This window comes from Mesorhizobium sp. CA5, from assembly GCF_020165105.1.
In the GTDB taxonomy this organism is placed as follows: domain Bacteria; phylum Pseudomonadota; class Alphaproteobacteria; order Rhizobiales; family Rhizobiaceae; genus Mesorhizobium.
In genome coordinates, this window is record NZ_JAIUHJ010000008.1 from 217,612 (window position 1) to 234,867 (window position 17,256).

At 64.0% G+C, this 17,256-nt stretch carries 6 protein-coding genes; all 6 read left to right on the forward strand.

Annotated elements, in window-relative coordinates:
• Positions 1-295: 295 nt before the first annotated feature.
• Positions 296-9,151 carry a hypothetical protein gene (locus LB529_RS13345; RefSeq protein ID WP_224711322.1) on the forward strand — a complete coding sequence of 2,952 codons (8,856 nt, stop codon included), beginning with the start codon at positions 296-298 and terminating at the stop codon, positions 9,149-9,151.
• A 638-nt stretch (positions 9,152-9,789) separates the two neighbouring features.
• Positions 9,790-14,664, forward strand: coding sequence for a hypothetical protein (locus LB529_RS13350; RefSeq protein ID WP_224711323.1), 4,875 nt, complete (start codon positions 9,790-9,792; stop codon positions 14,662-14,664).
• Between the two features lie 23 nt (positions 14,665-14,687).
• On the forward strand, positions 14,688-15,260 hold the full coding sequence (locus LB529_RS13355; RefSeq protein WP_224711324.1) for a M35 family metallo-endopeptidase: 573 nt from the start codon (positions 14,688-14,690) through the stop codon (positions 15,258-15,260).
• Between the two features lie 80 nt (positions 15,261-15,340).
• Entirely contained in the window at positions 15,341-15,544 is a 204-nt protein-coding gene (locus LB529_RS13360) for a twin-arginine translocase TatA/TatE family subunit (RefSeq protein WP_224711346.1), read from the forward strand.
• Between the two features lie 64 nt (positions 15,545-15,608).
• Complete coding sequence (locus LB529_RS13365; protein ID WP_224711325.1) at positions 15,609-15,938, forward strand: hypothetical protein; 330 nt, start codon at positions 15,609-15,611, stop codon at positions 15,936-15,938.
• A 489-nt stretch (positions 15,939-16,427) separates the two neighbouring features.
• Entirely contained in the window at positions 16,428-17,246 is an 819-nt protein-coding gene (locus LB529_RS13370) for a hypothetical protein (RefSeq protein ID WP_224711326.1), read from the forward strand.
• Positions 17,247-17,256 lie beyond the last annotated feature (10 nt).

Below are 17,256 nucleotides of genomic sequence, written 5' to 3' on the forward strand. Positions count from 1 at the left end.
CCGTTCGACTTGAGATACCTTGACTGCGGCCGCGAGCTCGGCAACGTCGGAGCAGGCGGTGAGCGCGGCGATCAAGCGCCTCATGGCCGCTATCAAGATCAGAAGCAGGAAGACTCAAGCCGTCCGGCGGGTCGCCACCTGGGCAGCAGCGGGAGCGCCTCGCGTTGCTCGCTGTAACGGCCGTGTCACGGCTGTCGTCCTAACGCTGTTGTCCTAATCCTTTGTCCGGGACGCCCGCTCCCAGCGCTCGCCCCAGCCGAAGTTTCGCTTGGGCCTGGATGGCCCGGGAGGACCAATGCGCGACACGCTCTATGAACCGCTTTCGGCAATACCGGCCGCCGCCGGCCTCGCCCGACTGCCAGTCAGCCGCAGGCAGGTCCTCGCGTTTCTGGCGGCTGCGCCTGCGCTACCAGGCCTCGCCGACGCATTCGCGGCCGAGCGGCGCGATGACGGCCAGCTCGCCTTGCGTTTCGATCTGTCGGCCGACGGTCGCGAATTGCAGGTCGTCCGCGTCGAGAAAAATCAGCCGGCGAGCGGCTTCGAAATCCTGAAGCTCAACCTTGAAATGTTCGGGCCGGAGGCGTGGTTCGATCTCGGCGCTCCGCCAGCGGACGCGCGTACGCGCCAGCTCTATGTCCGCAACATCGCCTATGGCGATCTGATCAACCGCAATATCGAGTTGTTCTTCGAAAACAGCGGCGCATGGAAGGTTCGCCTGCTCACTGACGCCTGGCTCGACAGCAAGGGAAACTCGCTGGAGTACAAGACGGAAAGTCCGGTCTTCCTCGACGATTTTGTCAGCGGTCGGGCTGAACTGGTCGAGACGCTCCCGGCATCGCGCCTGACCCAGACATTTCGGCGGATGCTGGAGGGTCGCATCGACGCCGGCGCCGGCCGGGAGGATGTGCTGGTCGGCCTGAATTCACAATTCCAATGGCATCTGGCCGCGCTTCAAAGGAAGTTCACCGTCTTCGGCGGCCAGGTCGAAATCGCCGATCTTGTTGTCGGCTGGTACCGAGACGGCACTGCCGTGAGCGCGGATCAAGGGCCTTATCTTGCGGCGCTGGGCACGACCGCGTCGCTTGACAAGCTTGAGTTCGGCGGCCGGCAAGCGCCGCGCATGCGCCTTGTTCGCCCGCAGCCCGCTCGCGCAGCCGGCTGGCAGGTGGAGATCCGCCGCGGACCTTCCGCGCTGAAGCCGAATACGTATCAGACCGTGACGCGCATCGCCATCGGAGGGACCGAGACGGAGTTCTGGCGAGATGGTGCCCGCGTTGCCGGGCCGATCGCCATGGAGCGGTCGGTGGCGACCGAGACAGCGATCGTCTTTCCCGACAAGTCGGCTTCCCGTTCGAAACGGACAGTTCGCACCGTATTTTCGGCAAGGTCCACGAGCGATCCCAAGGGCGAGGGAAGGACGATCGACACGCCGATTGGCCGCGTCCGCGCTGACGGCGCATCGGAGCCGGCGCAACCGGACGGGCGGGGGGGCGCCCAACCGGCCGCTGTCGGTCCCGCGGCGACGCCGCAGGACCCCGCCCACAGTCTCGACGAATTCGGCAAGATAGCGCTGGCGGCGTGCGGCGATCGTTCGGCGGTCGCGGACCAGACGGCCTGGGTCGTCGCCGACAGCGATCCCAAGGCGCGATCCTTGCGCCGCGCCGCGATCGATCTCGAGCTGCTTGAGGCGGACGCCGCATTGCCCGACGTCAGTCATAGCAGGCTGCTGTTCGACCGTGCAGAATTGCGCCTGGCATTTTCCGATGGCCGGGAGTTGGGCGGCCTGATTGCCGAGGCGCCGGTTCCTGAACGCTCCAGCTTCATCTGGCTCGACGACCGCGACGGAACTCAGCGTCAGGCAGCGCTTGATCTCGGGCGCGCCACCCTTGCCGCCGCTCGCGACTATGACCAGATGCGCCTGCGGTTCCGCTTCCGTGACGTGGCTCTGGCATTCACGCCGCAACCGATGCTGTTGAATGGACGCGCCGATTGCGGCGTGTTCGCCACCCAAGGTTCCGAGCCGGCAGGCTCGGCGGATGGAGAGGGGCGGGCCCAACCAGAACCGGTGCGCATCGATACGCGCCCGGTTCTGGTTGTCGAATTCGATCCGCAACATGTGATGGAAGAGGCAATCTTCCTGCCCGAGCCGCCACCCTTGCCGGACGTGGCCCTGGACCCGGGAGAGCAAAGCAAGCTTGCCAACGCCAGCGATGAGAAGGGCCGCCAGGCGATCCAGGACGCGAAGGTCGCCAAGGAGGAGAAAGACGCCCAGGACAAGAACGATCACCCGTTCGCCGATTTTTGCGCAATCTTCGCGAAGGCCGAAGAGACCAAGCTGCTTTCTAAGGCGCAGAGGATCTACATCGGCCCGGACGGCCTTGATCCCGACGCGTTCGAAGCCGCGCGCAAGCTGCAGGCCCTCTCTCTCGGCCAGACGATCCAAAACGCCGTCGATCAACTTGTCGACATACAGGCGCGCGATCAGATCGCCGCTATCCTGGCTTCGGCCGCCGCCAACGCGGCTCACACGGAATTCAAGCGGCCGATTACCGATCGCGGCCTACGCCTGGCGTTGGAAAGCTCCGTCGAGACCAGCCTTCCGCTCTATGCCCTGTTCAGGAGCTTCTATCGCGACCTGATGACCGGGGCAGCCAAAGTCAGGCCGGCGGAGCCGCCGCTGCCGGAAGAGTCCGCGTCCGAATACTTCCATCCAAACAACCGCGACGGCGTCGCGGAGAAGGATCTGGCGCGGGCAGGGCGGCGCGATACGGATGCGCGCGAGAAGTTCAGCGATTTCGCGGCCGGTCGCGACGATATTCCCGATATCGTCGAGGCCCGTTTATCCGGACCGACACGGCTTGCCTTCCGCCTCAACTGCAGGCCTGGCGTGGGCGACGGCAGCGACTCCAACGGCCTCGCCGCCACGCCCGCGGCGTCATCTGCCAGACCTGGAGCGGCAGGCGTCGCCTTCGACGGCATGCCATTCACCTTTGCCGCGCTTACCGACTGGTCGCACCACGAGCCGGCAGTCACCCGCCGCGCCGAAAAGCTCTTTCGCGAACTGCCCAGCGGCGTCCTTGCCCCGTTGGGCGAGCAGGCCGCAGATCTCGACGACCGGCACATGCTGGACTACCAGAGCCTAAGCGCCGGAGAAGACATCACCGGCGCCCAGCGCATGGCCGAAATCCGCGCCTCGCTCGCCAAGGCGCCGAATGCGCTCGAGACGGCAATCGAGATTCCGTCGCGGCTGCTGTTGTCGACAGCGCAGGATGCCGTCTGGCAGACGACGCGGCGGTTTCCCATTCCGGAGCCGGACACGGCCTTTGCCGATCCTCCCGCTGTGCTCGAGGCAGGTCGCGAGGTTGTGGAAACGGGCGCGCCGATCGCCTCCCACAGTCGGGATCTGTGGACCGCGCGTTTGCTGATCGAAGACGTGCAACCGGGCCTGCGCGTGGTCGGCACGCCAGATTACCGCCCGATGGCCCTCGAGCCGGCGACGCGCGACAGCCGCGCTTTGTTGCCGGGTCATTTCGCGCCGCCGCGCGGGGCCTATGCGCCATGGTTCCTGGGCAAGGAGCAGGCGGCGTCCGGCGCATCATCGCCGCGCGATGCCTTTGTCGAGCGCTTTGGCGATCCGGACAAGAAATGGGAGGGGGTCTCCGACGAGGCGTTCTGCGCCGCGGCTAAGGAGTTCCAGCCACCAAGGAAGCTTCGGCTGGTCGATTGGCTTTGCCGCCGTCTTGGCATCCGCTCGCAGACCGAGCGGGATATCGAATTCTTCCGCACCTCGCTCGACGCCTATGACCGGCACGAACTGATGCTCTTGACATCGGCCTTTGGCCTGCCTGTCACCGGCAAGCGCCAGGCGGTTGGCGACAACGTCGAATTGTCGGGAGCTCTGGTCGACGGCTCCGGCCAATTCGAGCCCGGCGCGGAGTTCGCGCTGCTTGACGGCCGCGCCGATGAGGCGATCTACCGACCGGTCGCGCTGAACGCCACCGAGCTGACGCTTTCGACGCTCGGCGGCTCGTTCTCCCACGACACTCATTTCAACCCGCCGGCGACGGCGCTCGACATCGACGGCCTTCCCTTCTTTAATGGCATGACCATCGAGCGTTGGCAGCACGACATCGTGCTCAGCCGCGACATCCGCGCCGAGGTCGTCTATAAGGGTTATCTGTTCCCGCTTGGTCATCGGGCTTCGCTGGTCAAGCTCACCGAGCGCATCTTCCTGTTGACCAAGAACCAGGGCTACAAAGCGCTGCTGCGCCAGCGCATGTTCCTGCGCGTCGGCAAGCCCGAGAAGCAGTATCCAGCGGTCGGTCAGCCCAACGCCGGCCGTCAGTGGTGCGCCAGCCACGTGGAAATGCTCACCCGTCGCACACCCGATATCGTGGATCCGACAACGCCGGTGGGGCCACTCCCAGGAGACAGCCAGGTTGGTCCCAACGGCATGCTCTCGCTGGGCGACCAGCCAGGCCTGGCGTTCTGGCCGAAGGTCGATCTCACAGATCAGGGCATCATCTCTTTCCAGTTCACGCTCGACGGCAAGAAGACCTCGATGCCGCTGCTGTTCCTGGACAATGTCGCGGCGACCACGCCGGCGGCCGTGCGCAAGGCCGCCGAGTACTACAACACCAACCAACTTGTGCGTCGCGACATGCCGCTGCATGGCCAGAAGCTGCGCTTCGCCGAGGAGAAGGAGAGCGGCGATACGACGTTCGCCACCGATCGGGTGATGGTGGTTGCGCAAGGCCGGCAAGCTCCAGGCGGAAGCACTTGGGAAGGCGACAATACCCTCTACGAGACGACAGGCGTGCTCGAGGGCGCCGAGCAGCCGCCATTCTACCCGGCCGTCGATATCGCCGACATCCACATCGAGCAGGTGGAGCGCTTCACGGGTTCTGGCACCAAGCCGACCAGCGTCCGCTACGACGGGCATTTCCTAGCTCACGGCTTTCCGCGCGAGGAGGGGGCGGTAAAGGACGCGAGCGATGTGGCGGCCGCGGAAAATCCCGTCGAGGTGTTCCTCGACCTCACCTCGCCGGTAAAGCTGGACATGGCCGGCAGCGGTGACCGCTCGGGCGGCATTGCCCGTCCGAATTCGATGATCCAGGCCCTGTCCCGAAGCAAGGGACCGCTCGGAGCCGATGAGCCATCCATCGAGCGTCGTCCGCCTTCCACCATTGTATCGATGGCCAAATATTTCAGCAGCGCCGTCCCCGAAAAGACCGCCGGCGCTGCGCCGGCGGCGCCCGGCGACGGTGCTTCCGCGCCAGCCAAGATGGACGTGTTCAAGGGCTTCTTCTCGTCGGACGCCAAGCTCCTTGGACTGATCACGCTCAAGGATCTGATGTCATCCTTCGATCTGGCCGGCGCCGACCTGCCGCTTCTGAAGGAGGCGATCGAATTCGGCTCCGCGTTGCAGAAGACGACCTCGGATGCCCTGGCGCTTGTGCGCACCAACGTGCTTCTGCCGCTGCGAACCGCTATCGATGCCATCGCCGCGCAATGGGATGCGCTCGACCAGCGCCTGCAGGCCGAGCAGAAAAGGCAGGCCAAGCTCATCGGTCAGGATGTCCAGATCATCTCGATAAAGACGTACTTTCCCGAGATCGAGGATGGACTTGCCGGCCTGCGGCGTCTGCTCGACGACGCGCTGGCGGAGAACGATCTCCTCAAGCTGCCCAAGAAGCTTTCGGCCGTCTACGAGGCGGGCAAGCGCTTCGCGCGCGTGCTTTCCGCGCTTGCCGCGAACGCGCCCGAGCGGGTGCAGGAGGCAGTGCGCAGTTCGCTGGTCGGCGGGATATCGGGTATCCTGGCAGCCAAGACTGCTCTCGAGACCGCGCTGACCAAGATCCAGGCGGTGGGCCAGGGCGATGCGCCGGCAGCGGTCGCCGCGGTGGCGGGCGAGCTCATAGCCTCCGTCAAGTTCTTCGACGACATTATCCCGCTGCCGGTGCCGGTTCCCGATCTGGTTGCGGCGGTTCGCGTCGTCGCTGATCCGACGCCGGCGGATATCGAAACCGCGGCTCAGGAAACCGCCGCCCTGCTTCGCGGCGCGGTTTCCACTGATGTCGGCGGCTTGCGGGATGCTATCGGGAAAGCAATCGGCGATCTGGCGACAGGCGCCGCAACGCCGGAAGCGGCGACGGCCGATCTGGCCAAAACGATCATCAATGCCGCCGCCGGCGCAATCGACGGAGCGCTTGACCACGTCAAGGACAATGTCGACGAGCCTTACCGGTCGAGACTCGTGGCGGAGGTCGAGGTCTATCGCGCCCGGTTGAAGCTGGTCGGCGATGGCGTTGGCAAGAGACCGATAAAGCTGCCTCCCGCACTGTCGCAGTTGATGACCACGCTGACCCGCCTGCAGGACGGCGGAAAGTCCGTCGTCTCGTTTGTCAGCGCCGTCAAGAACAGTGATATCGAGGCGGCACTCGCTGCCTCGGGGTCTGCGGCGCGTCAGCTGTTCGGCGTCGAGGTCGACCTGAGCAACCCACTGACAAAGTCGGCGGGAGAGGCTGCGAACGCCATCGACACGCTGGCCAGGTCGCTTGGTTTCACCAGCGACAGCGCGCAGCAATGGCCGACCGATGAAGAGGTCGAAACGGCGGTGATGGCGGATCTGCCGGACACGCTGCCGGCTTCGGGCAGCGCCCTCATGAAGCTCGCCAAGGCCTGGCAAACCGCCGGCCAGCTCAACTCGGACCTTGCTCTCGCCAGAACCGCGTTCACCGACCACAAGGACGAGCTGCCATTGCCGCTGCAGCATGATGTCGACGGCGTGCTGTCGGATACGCAGACGCTCGCCGGTGCCGTCAGAGGGCAGATCGGCGAGGCCTATCGGCACACCGTGCATCTCGGGCAGGGGCTTCAAATGGCCTCGCGCTCTTTGCGCGACTTCGAAAAACTGAGCCCCGCAAATGGAGATACGCCTGATCTGGCAAGGCTTCTGCAGCGATTGGAAGCAGCCCGCGCGATCGTCGAGAGTGGTGTGGACGGCTTGTTCGATACCCTGCAGGCGATCAGCGAGGCCGTGAAGGCCTACATCACCGGCAAGCCCAACAATGCGGACGCCTTGGGCCTGGCGTTTGCGGCAAAGTTGGGTGCCAGCGCAGACATTCAGAACGCCGTCAAAACCGTAGAGGCATCCCTGAAATCCGCTCAGGCCGAAATTGCCGGCTACCTGACACTTGCGACAAGCGCGCTGTTGAAGTTGCTTGCAAACAGCTGCCTTCTGACCACCGCCGGCATCGCGGCGCTCAAAAAGATATTCGCCGATCTGCCCAAAGTGCTCGATCCCGAGCGCCAAAGGGTGGTTGATGCGCTCGCCGCCCTTGAAGCGGCGATACCGGCGGACCTGCCCGAGAATTTCGGGGTCGGCATCGATCCGCAAACGATCGCCGATTTTCTCGCCTTGACCGTCAAGAAGGATACGACGGTCGAGAAATTCTTCTTCGGCGGCGGGGCGGCCGAATTCAACGCCGTGCGGGACAGGCTGCGGGCCGCTGAGGCAGCCGCCATGTCGGCATACCGCAGCCTGTTCGAGCGCGCCTCGGCGCTGCCCAAGCCTTTGCAGGACAAGGCCTTTCACCTGGTTCAGCCTGCCTTCGCGTTATTGGCGACCGGCTATGCCGAGATCGTCCGCGCTCGGGACAAGGTGCTGGCCGACCCCTCTTTGGCTAAGGGCCTGGCAAAAGGGCTGGTTCGCGAGGCCCTCGTGGTCGAGCCCGATCCGACTTTCCCGCACGATGGCGACAAATCAGACCGGTTGGGACAGGAGGCCGGTTGGATAGCCGACGCGGCGGCGGCGAGCGATTTCAGTCAAGTGAACATTCGCCAGGAACTGTCCGCGCTGCTGGAAGGCTGGCGCAACCACGCCGCCGCGCCGCAGGTGATCGCCAACAATCTCAAGCAGCTCGTCGTCAAGGCAACCAGCGGCGACATTTTGAGCATGATCGACGTCGCGGCGCTGCGGGACGAGATCGAGGACGCCCTGGCCAATCTGGTTCCACTGCGCACCACGCTCGCCTACGACCTGAACCTGGCGTCGGGCGGCGGCACGGCCGAAGGCGAGATCTTCCAGCTTCTTCCGGGGACAAAATTCGACGTTGCCGTGCGGGTCGACATCGACCTGCTCGGCCAGGATCCTGTCAGGTTCCGCGCCGACGCGAAGCTCGGCGCCTTCCAGGTGAACCTTCTGGGCGGCATCTTTGATGCCGTCACGCTGAGATTCCGCGGCGCGTCCTTCCTGATCGAAGACGGGGGCAAGCCGTCTTTCGACGTCGACTATGACACCTTTGAGATCGGCGATGAGCTCAAGTTTGCCCAGCAGCTGCAATCCTTCCTCAGCCCCAGCGATAGCGGCTTCTACCTGCAATCGCTGGACGGACAGCCGGGTATTGAGGCCGGCTACGGCCTCAACCTCGGGACCATCCAGCTCGGGGGCATCTCGTTCTCCAACGTCTCGCTGAACGTTGCGGCGCTGTTACCGTTTACCGACAGCGAGGCGCAGTTCCGCGCGTCCCTGGCGCGGCGGCTGGCGCCTTTCACCATCAGCGTGCCGCCCTTTGGCGGGTCCGGCTACTTCGCCATCACCGCCAATGCCAAGAGCATCGTCGGCTTCGAGGCGTCGTTCGAGTTCGGCGGTAGCGCCGACTTCTCCTTCGGGCCGCTGGTTGCTTATGGCCGCATCATGAGCGGCTTCTATATCCGCACTCAAACGCTCCCCAGCGGCAACCGGGTGACCGACCTCTCCGGCACGTTTTTCGCCGGCGGTGCCGCCAGCATCTGGATATTCAGCTGCTATGCCTCGCTCTACGTCAAGCTCGGCATGAAGGCGGGCGGCGCCATGGAGGGCGAGGCGATCTTCTCGTTCTCCTTCTCCATGGGCATCGTCGACTACGACTACAGCGTGCGCGTCTCGAACAGCCAGCCGGCAATGGGGTCCCAGCAGGCCGCGCTCGATTCTTCGACCCGCTTTGCAGACGCTGACGGCATTGATCCGATCATCACCGGTTCGGCAGGCCGGCCGGCCGACGACCGAGGCTTCGACACTGGAGCCCTGGCTTCGACGGTCTGCGCCGCGGCCGATCCGGTCAAGTACTTCGCCTATTTCGACCATTCGCTGCTGGAGGATGCTTTATGAGCGCCATTTTTGTTCGACCCTTCCTGCGGGTCGTCGCGGCGGGCCACGCCGGCAACGGCAAGTCCAGGCTGACGCTTGTCGCAACGCCTGAGCCAGTCGAGGCGGGTGAGGAGGCGAGCGGTTTCCTGTTGTCGGACTGGCCGCGGGAGATGGCAAAGCTTCTGTCGGGCGGCATCAAGCTGCCAGGCAGCGCCAAGACGCCCGGCCGCTTCGAGGTCGAGATTGCGGTAGCGCCAAGGCAGAACCAGGCCCAAGACAGCGCGACCGGTTGCTGGACCGCGGCAGAGCCGGACACGGGTGCCGTCGGCACCGTGATGGCCTCCGCCGGGCTCGCCAAGCTCGGCGGTCCGGACAAGCCGGTTTGGGCCGACATCAATGCCGTCTGGAAGGAGGCCTTCGAGGGCCGCGGCGCCGGCGACCAGGCATGGGAGGACCTGCGCGATCTTGTCGCCCGCTCGTTAAGCGGCGGAACCTTCAAGGTAGACCCGACCGACGCCGCCGATCCGGCCGCGCTAGACAATCGCGGCCTGATGCGCGCGTCCGTCCAGGACTCAACGCAGCCCGTCGAGATCAAGACCATCATCCCCTCCAGGCAGAGCGATCTTGCCTTTCGCCTCAGCACGGAATGGGCGCGCCGGGTGGCCGACAGGATCAGGCAGCCTGATACCGATGACGCGGGCCCCGACACACAATCGGATGCCTCAGCCGACGTCCCGAAAACAACCTCTGCGGATGTGGACAAGGAATATCACGACCTCAAGACCGGCGAGCTGAAGGAAGTGGTCTCCGCCACCGAGGCCGATCGGAAGACGGCCGCGCAACGCTTCAGTGAAGCCAAGGGCCGGGCGCTGAGCCGAATCTGCAAACCCGTGACGCCCACCAGACCGCCGGTTCAGGACTCCGGCAAGCCTGATCCGCAGACGCGCGCAGCGGCGGCCAAGACCCAGCTCTATGGCGGCTGGGCGCAGAGCGCCTCGTCGACGGGCGAAGCCGCGGCACGCCAGGAGCGTGTTGCCCAGACATTCTATGCGCTGCAGGGCGATCCTGGGTTCGCGCGTCTTTTTTGCCTCGCGATCGATCTTGAAGTCAGCAGCTGGCCTCTCGATGACGCCTATTTCTTCCTGGCCGCCGAAGCTGACGGTCCCAGTCGCAAGACGCCACTCGTCTGGTCCGCCGCCAAACGCAGCGGCAACGACCATTTCTGGCCGGTGCCCAAAGACGAGATCGACGTTCCGCAAACGATCCTTGGCGACAAGGACTGGGATCCTTTCATATGGCCTCAGATCGCCAACCTTGATCAGTTCGACGGGATCGCCTTGATGGGCGCCGGCGCCAGCTCGAAACCGGACGAGAACAATCCGCGTTTCGATCTGGTCTCGCTCGACATGCGCCGGGCGATCGAACCGACGGGCGACGACACCGTCGCCGACGCCGGCAAGAGACCGAACGGGTTCAACACCGCCGGATTTATCATTCTTGACCGCTTGCGCGCGGAAGAGGCAATCCGCACCGCCGCGCGCACCTCTGTCCAAAGCGAAGCGAAACCTGAAGATGCAAGCAAACGTGCGCGCGCCCTTTTGTTCGCAGATGACCTGACGGTCGGACGACGACTGGACGTCGCCGTAAAGGGCAAGGCAGGGGACCGCTGGCGCAGTCTCATGCACCGCACGGTGAAGTACGACTTCCGTGTCGGCGGGAGAGCAAAGCCCAGCGTTGCCGCGGCGCTCGATAAGCTCGTGGGCGCCGTCGGTTCGCCAGAAAGACATGATCTTGACGCGGCGAGCATGACCTTTCCGTCGCGCCTGGTGCCGCGCGGCGCGGCGGACGGCGACAATCATGTCGACGCAGTGGTCGAGGAGGCGCTCGCGCAATGGGATGGCACGCCCATGGCGGTGCTCTGCGCCCCGCAGCGGGAACCGTCGAAAATGTCCACCCGAAAGCTCTTGCCGTTCAGGCGGACGCTCAGCCTCCCGGACGCTATGACCGATCGAAATCTACGACCGCCGCCGCTTCGCTACGGGGCGGGCTACCGTTTTGCCATGCGCTCCACCTTCCTCGGCGGCCGGTCGATCTCTTTGCGTGAGGACGGCGGACATCTCAAGCGTCGTTTCGACACCGCGCAACCCCATGACATGGAGGGTCTGCTCGCTGTACCGGCCCGGCTCGACGGGGTCCAGGAAGCGGCCTCGCTTCGACGGTTCCTGCGCCACGAGGCCATCGGCCATCCAGATATCATGCTGTCGGCCGACACGGCGTTGAAGAACCTCGCGGCGGTCGGCTTCGAGCAGGCTGATCGCGCCCTGCTGCGCGTCGACAACTCCGATTCGGTCAGTGAGCCGGGCTACATCGCAGGCGCTCCCTACCGACCGTCCAATCAGCGTGCCCGCCCGGATGCAACACGGCGTATCGTTGTCCCGCCGACGATTTCCCAGGACGATGCGGCCAGGCACGGCCTTTTCGACGTTGGGAACATCGCCGAACGGCTGAAGGGCGGGCTGCGCGATGTCCGGCGCGACCGGCAGCTGACGGTGGCAAACCCCGACGGAACGACAACCACCACATTGGCCGGATACCCGATCGCGGTCACGCGCAAGCCGTTCGGCTTTGGAACGACAGAGGCGGAACAGGCGCGCACCATCATCCGCTCGGGCAGTCAGGCGCAGGGTGAGACGGTGTTTGAGCCTGGTCGAGATGCCGGCCAGCGCCTGCCCTTCCTGCCCGATCCCGCGGCTGAATTCTATGTGCTCAGGCTCAAGCATCGCGGCACGGGCGAGTATCTGGAAGGCGCGCTGACCACGCCGGTATACGACCACGGCTTGGCCGACTGGCCGAACGCGCGGCCCTTGTGCATCGAGATCGCCCGGGCCGGGAGCCGGCCGACCGCTGCATCGGCCGCGGAGGTTCTCAAGCTTGCGGCATCCCCGAACGCCACGCTTTCGCTTGACGGAAAGCTCAACAAGCCTGGCGCGCGCGTCAAAGTGGTTCAAATGGCGCTGGCGCCCTCCGATGACTTCACGCTGGAGGTCACATGCGTGCCGTCGCCGGAGCGGATGGCGAAGTGGTTCAGCCTGCCCGAAGCCCTTGGCGCGCTGTTGAGCCCGCTCGGCAAGCCGGTCGACGACAAGACGCTCGAGGATCTTTTCGGCAAACCGGCCGCTGATGAATTGAAGGCCTGCGTGGCCGCTCAGGCAGCGGCCACCGATTGTCACTGTTCGCTTGGCGGGCATATCGGCGCCAATGACGACCTGCTGCTCAAGCTGTCTGAACTTTTGCTGCAGCAGATGAGCTGCGTGCGCCCGATCCCCGAACTCGCCGCCGTCGCTTCGATACGCGCGGCCTGCGTGACCAGCCGGCCGGTCCAGACGCCACAGTGGGGCGCATCGCCATTGCCGGAGGGTTTCGACGACGCCATCGCGGCCGTCGAATGGATTGGCGAAGATCCCACGACCAGGCAGGCCGCGCGAAATCTCTTTGGAGCGCCGCAAGCCATCCGGCCCGCGCCAGTCGAGGAGAGACAACAGGGCAACGGCATACGCAAGCGGGATGCTCTTGAATTGGCAAAGATTGTCTTCAACCCTCGTTCGGACCAGGGCTCGAAGGAATACCTGCTCACCGGCGCCATCGCCCTCGATCTGACCGACGCCGACAGCTTCGAGATCGTCGCCGAAACGGTCTCGCCGCGCAGTTCCGTCATGGACGACACCAGCCGCCGCCGCAGCCTCAAGGCAAGGCGGGCAGGCCGCTGGCCCAGCATGCTCGACGCCGCCGGACAGCGACGGTTTCTATCGGTGCAGGATGTCTATGGCTTCGCCGGCATCGACGACAGCAACCGCGTCAGCCTCAAGCGCTCACAAGTCACGCTGCTGCGTTGCGAAGCCTTGCCGGTCGAGGGCGCCACGCCGCGCTGGCCGCGAAGGGACGGGGTATCCACCATCAGCCTGGCCATGGTGCATGAGGCGGCTCGGCGCGGCGTCGTTGTCGTCGACGGGCCCGACAAAGCGCGCTTGATGTTCAAATCCGATCAGGTGCACACATTCCCCGACGCCAAGGCCAGAAAACTGCTGGTCAAGGCAGTGGCGTTTTCGCGCTTCGCCGGCGATTGGCAGACGGCGGATCGCTGGCGCGGGCCGAACGAAGCCAACCTGCAGCAATTGGGGCGACGCCAGCCGCTCAACCGCGCGCAACAGATCCGCGAAAGCGCGCAGCACGAGGTCTGGCTTCCGGCGAGCGCGCGTCCGGCCAAATGCGTTGTGCGCTCGCCCATGCCGGTGTTCCGCACGGAGCGGCTGACGGTCGACGACGGCGGCGTGGCGGTGCACACGCTCAAGCGAAGCTCGGTTATCCGCGTCTACCTGTCGCGCGGCTGGTTCTCCTCCGGCGAGGAGGAGCGGTTGGGGGTCGTGGTCTGGCCGCCCAACCAGTTCGACAACCCCGACGCGGCGCTGGAGCACAAGCTGTGCGACTACTATGGGCGCAACGTCCAGCTCGAGCGACTGTCCGATGAATTTCTTGGCAGTCTCGGAGGCTTCATCACCCGCTGGGGCGGCGATCCGATCCGCTGGGACAGCGAACCAGACACCGAACCGCTGGTCGGTCCCCTCAACTTCGCCGACGTGGCCCATATCGTGGGCAAGCCAGGCAGCCCGCCTCTCGCTCCCGAGGTCGTCGCGCGGCTTACCAAGTCACCGCACGATCCGCGCATCGAGAAATCCGTCCTGATGCCGGTCGTCATACCCCCGGACGAGAACGGCACGCCGGCCCAGGACGGCGCTGACGCCAAGCCGCGGATCGAGATGGCGACGGTCAGCCTCGTCACTTACCAGCCGTGCTTCGATGCCGACCGGGAAGAATGGTTCGTCGACGTCGAGATCACGCCTGCAAAGTCGACCGACCCCTTCATCCGGCTTGGATTGGTCCGCTATCAGGCGCATGCGCCGGAGGATTTGCGGGTTTCGGAACCGGTGGTCGCTTGGAGTCAGATCCTGCCCGCTCGCACCGTAACTGTGACGCCGGTCGTTGAGATGAGCGGCAGCCTCAGTGTGGCTGCGACCGTCAGCGGTCAGGCCTCCGAGCGGGTCCGTCACCATTCGCGCTACGAAAAGACCGGTCATTCGATCTACAACGTCCTCGACAAGCCGCATATGCGCATGATGGTGGTTCATGAGACAACCGATGACAGGCGCCGGTTGCGGCGCACGCCTGTCGATCTCGCCGCGTACCAGGCGGTCGACACCGACCCGCACATCGAACATGGCATCGCGCACTGGACGCTGAACGTCTCTGTTCCTGCGGCGCGTCTCGCCGAGCTAGGACCTGGCCGGTTTTACGCCTATTTCGACGAGGTCGAGCGGCGAATGCCAGCGACCTATCCGAATGAGCCGATCAAGCCTGAAACCATGTTCAAGGAGAGCACGCTCGCCGAATCCGGCCCGCGCTTTTCGGCCAGGGTTCCGTTCAAGGCGCCAGGCGTCGATCTCAATGCAACCCAAACCGAACTGGGAGAAGCGAAATGAGGACGATTTGGATAGCCGCCGCGGTGGCGGCCCTGCTTTGGTCAGCCGCGGCTCGGGCCGATGACTTCGACGCCTATCGGGTCGCCTGTGACGATACCCAATCGAGCGCGGCACAGGCCGCGGTGGCAGAGGCGCGCGACAAGCTGACATCGGCCATCGACAGTCTCCCGCCGGTGAATTCGGCGATCGGCGCCAAGTTCCAGCGCTGGTTCGGGGGGCCGGAAGGCGATGACGACCCGGTCATCAAAAAAGTCTACACCGAAGTGCGCGGGTTTTTGACGTTCAAGTCGTTCTGGTGCCCGAACAAATCCATGCCGCAGGACGAACCTGGAACGTTGGCGTTTGTTCCCGACGGTTCGTTCTCTGAGGTCTTTCTGGAATCGGGATTCTTCGACTTGCCGGTCGCCGGCGCGAACTCGCGCGGCGGCGCCATCCTCCACGAGGTGTCGCATCAGGCGACCACCGCTTCGATCGTCGATAACGCATACGGCACCCCGGAATGCGAGGATATGGCGCGGGCGTCACCGAAATTGGCGCGGCGAAACGCCGACAGCCTCGAATATTTCGCGGAGGACGTCGCGGACGGCATTCCCTGAAATCGAAGCGACCCCTTTTGCGACGGGCCGCGCCAATGAAGGAAATCGGACCGAACCAACAAGACAGGAAAGGACGTGAAATGGGAACACTAAGCATATGGCATTGGCTCATCGTCGTTCTGGTGGCGATGATCTTCTTCGGCCGCGGCCGGATATCGGCACTGATGGGTGACGTCGGCAAGGGCATCAGGAGCCTGCGCCAAGAACTGCGCGGCATCGGCGACATCGAGGCCGGCACATCGGCATCGGAGCACGCGGCGGCGCAACTCAGCCGACACGACTGACCTGGGCAAGCGGCCCGCAATACCCATCACATTGGAATTCTGTTTGAGCACGGGAGCACTGACCATGAAACGCCTCGCGACTGCACTAGTCACCAGTTTGATCACGATATCCAGCGTTAGCGCCGGACCGGGCACCGTCACCGCCGTCAATGACGACAATGCCGACCTTTACGTATCGGTTTGGGACCTGAATACTGCCGATCAAAAGCAAATCTGGGATCGGCAAAGACTCAACGACAGTAAGCAACTGCCACTGACTGTCGAAATCGACGGCAATGGCCAAGCCAGGATCAAATGGACGAGCGTGCGAACCGCCCCGTCCGACAAGCCGAAGACGAAGGACGGGATCGCGGTGAACGAAAACGACAATTTCTACGTCGACACACGTCAATGAGGGGGCATGTGCGCTGCAGACGGCGCTCTTGGCACCTCGCCACGCCGGCAGCTACAGAACTCATGCAGAAGCCGTCTGATTGGGCCGCTACTGCTCGATTGCAGCCATGTTCTGGAAGCGTGAGCGATCCGCGGGTAAATACGGCCATCGACGGTGGCGCCGATGGCCGAGACGGTCTCGTCAGAGGCCAGCCGTGCCGGCGTGGCTCGATGCAGGTTATCGATGCCGGCGACGAGCGAGATCAGTTCACAGCCTCCCATCTAGAGGAATGTTCGAGCGATCTACGGCCGTGTCCTTAAAAATCTGCACTGACGCATTTATAGCAAGTTGACAGCGAATAGTTAGCTGTATCAAGACTATGCCGCTGTCCTCGAACTTACGACTTTAGCGACATCGTCAACTAGTTTTTCCCGCGACACCGCGTTAAGTGGCTTGCCACCAAGCCATTTTTCTGCGCAACATGATTAAAGGGGCTTCTGGGGGAAGAAGATGCAGTATCGGGGCCTTGGCAGCATTTTATTTGGTTTGAGTTTAGCTGGGTGCGGGACGACTGTGCCAAGTATCCAGGACTACCCCGCAAAACGGACCGACCTGCCTCTATTCATCCAAACGATTTCGGAAAGCGTCCGATGCCAAATTCAGCAAGCTGTCGCCGGTATCGTCAACGACGATAAGGAAAACGCTGCGCAGAATGGCGGGCGGGCCATACCGTGGTTCGACAACTGGGGGGTTAAATATAGCCTCCGCTTCCAAGTCGTGGAGACGGGCACGATCAATCCGAGCCTGATCTACAAGCCGGCAGCGTTCGGCAACACCCTCTTCACATTGGGCGCCGGCGGATCGGTGGCATCGACCGCCACAAGAGAGGTCAAGGAGAATTTCTACTTCTCCGTCAAGGACTTGGTGGCTCACCGGGCCTGCCAACCCGTGCGCAAGCCTGAAGATCGCCTCAAATCAGGTCTTATCAGTGACGATCTTGGTTTGCGCGCGTGGCTGGCGAGCTACATTCTGGCGACGGCGAGCGGAGCTGGCCGCGCTCCCGCCGACAAGAACACGCCAATTGAGAAAGAGGCGTTGACGGACCGCGTCAACTTCAAAGTGGTCGCCTCAGGCAACCTTAATCCGGGCTGGACGCTGAAAGTTCTCAACATCGATTCTAAGGGCGACCTGTTGTCGGCTAGCCGCGACCGTTCGCATGAACTCTTGATAACTTATGGTCCGATTGACCCCGGCACCGGAAAACTGTCCCAGACGGCTGGAGAAGAATTCTTCGCGTCCACCATCAAGAACGAATTGCAAAATCCTTGAGTAGGAGAGG

Excerpts from the sequence above, each read along its gene's own strand:
- LB529_RS13365 (WP_224711325.1), top strand. The coding sequence starts at position 15,609 with ATGAAACGCCTCGCGACTGCACTAGTCACCAGTTTGATCACGATATCC.
- LB529_RS13370 (WP_224711326.1), top strand. The coding sequence starts at position 16,428 with ATGCAGTATCGGGGCCTTGGCAGCATTTTATTTGGTTTGAGTTTAGCT.
- LB529_RS13345 (WP_224711322.1), top strand. The coding sequence starts at position 296 with ATGCGCGACACGCTCTATGAACCGCTTTCGGCAATACCGGCCGCCGCC.
- LB529_RS13360 (WP_224711346.1), top strand. The coding sequence starts at position 15,341 with ATGGGAACACTAAGCATATGGCATTGGCTCATCGTCGTTCTGGTGGCG.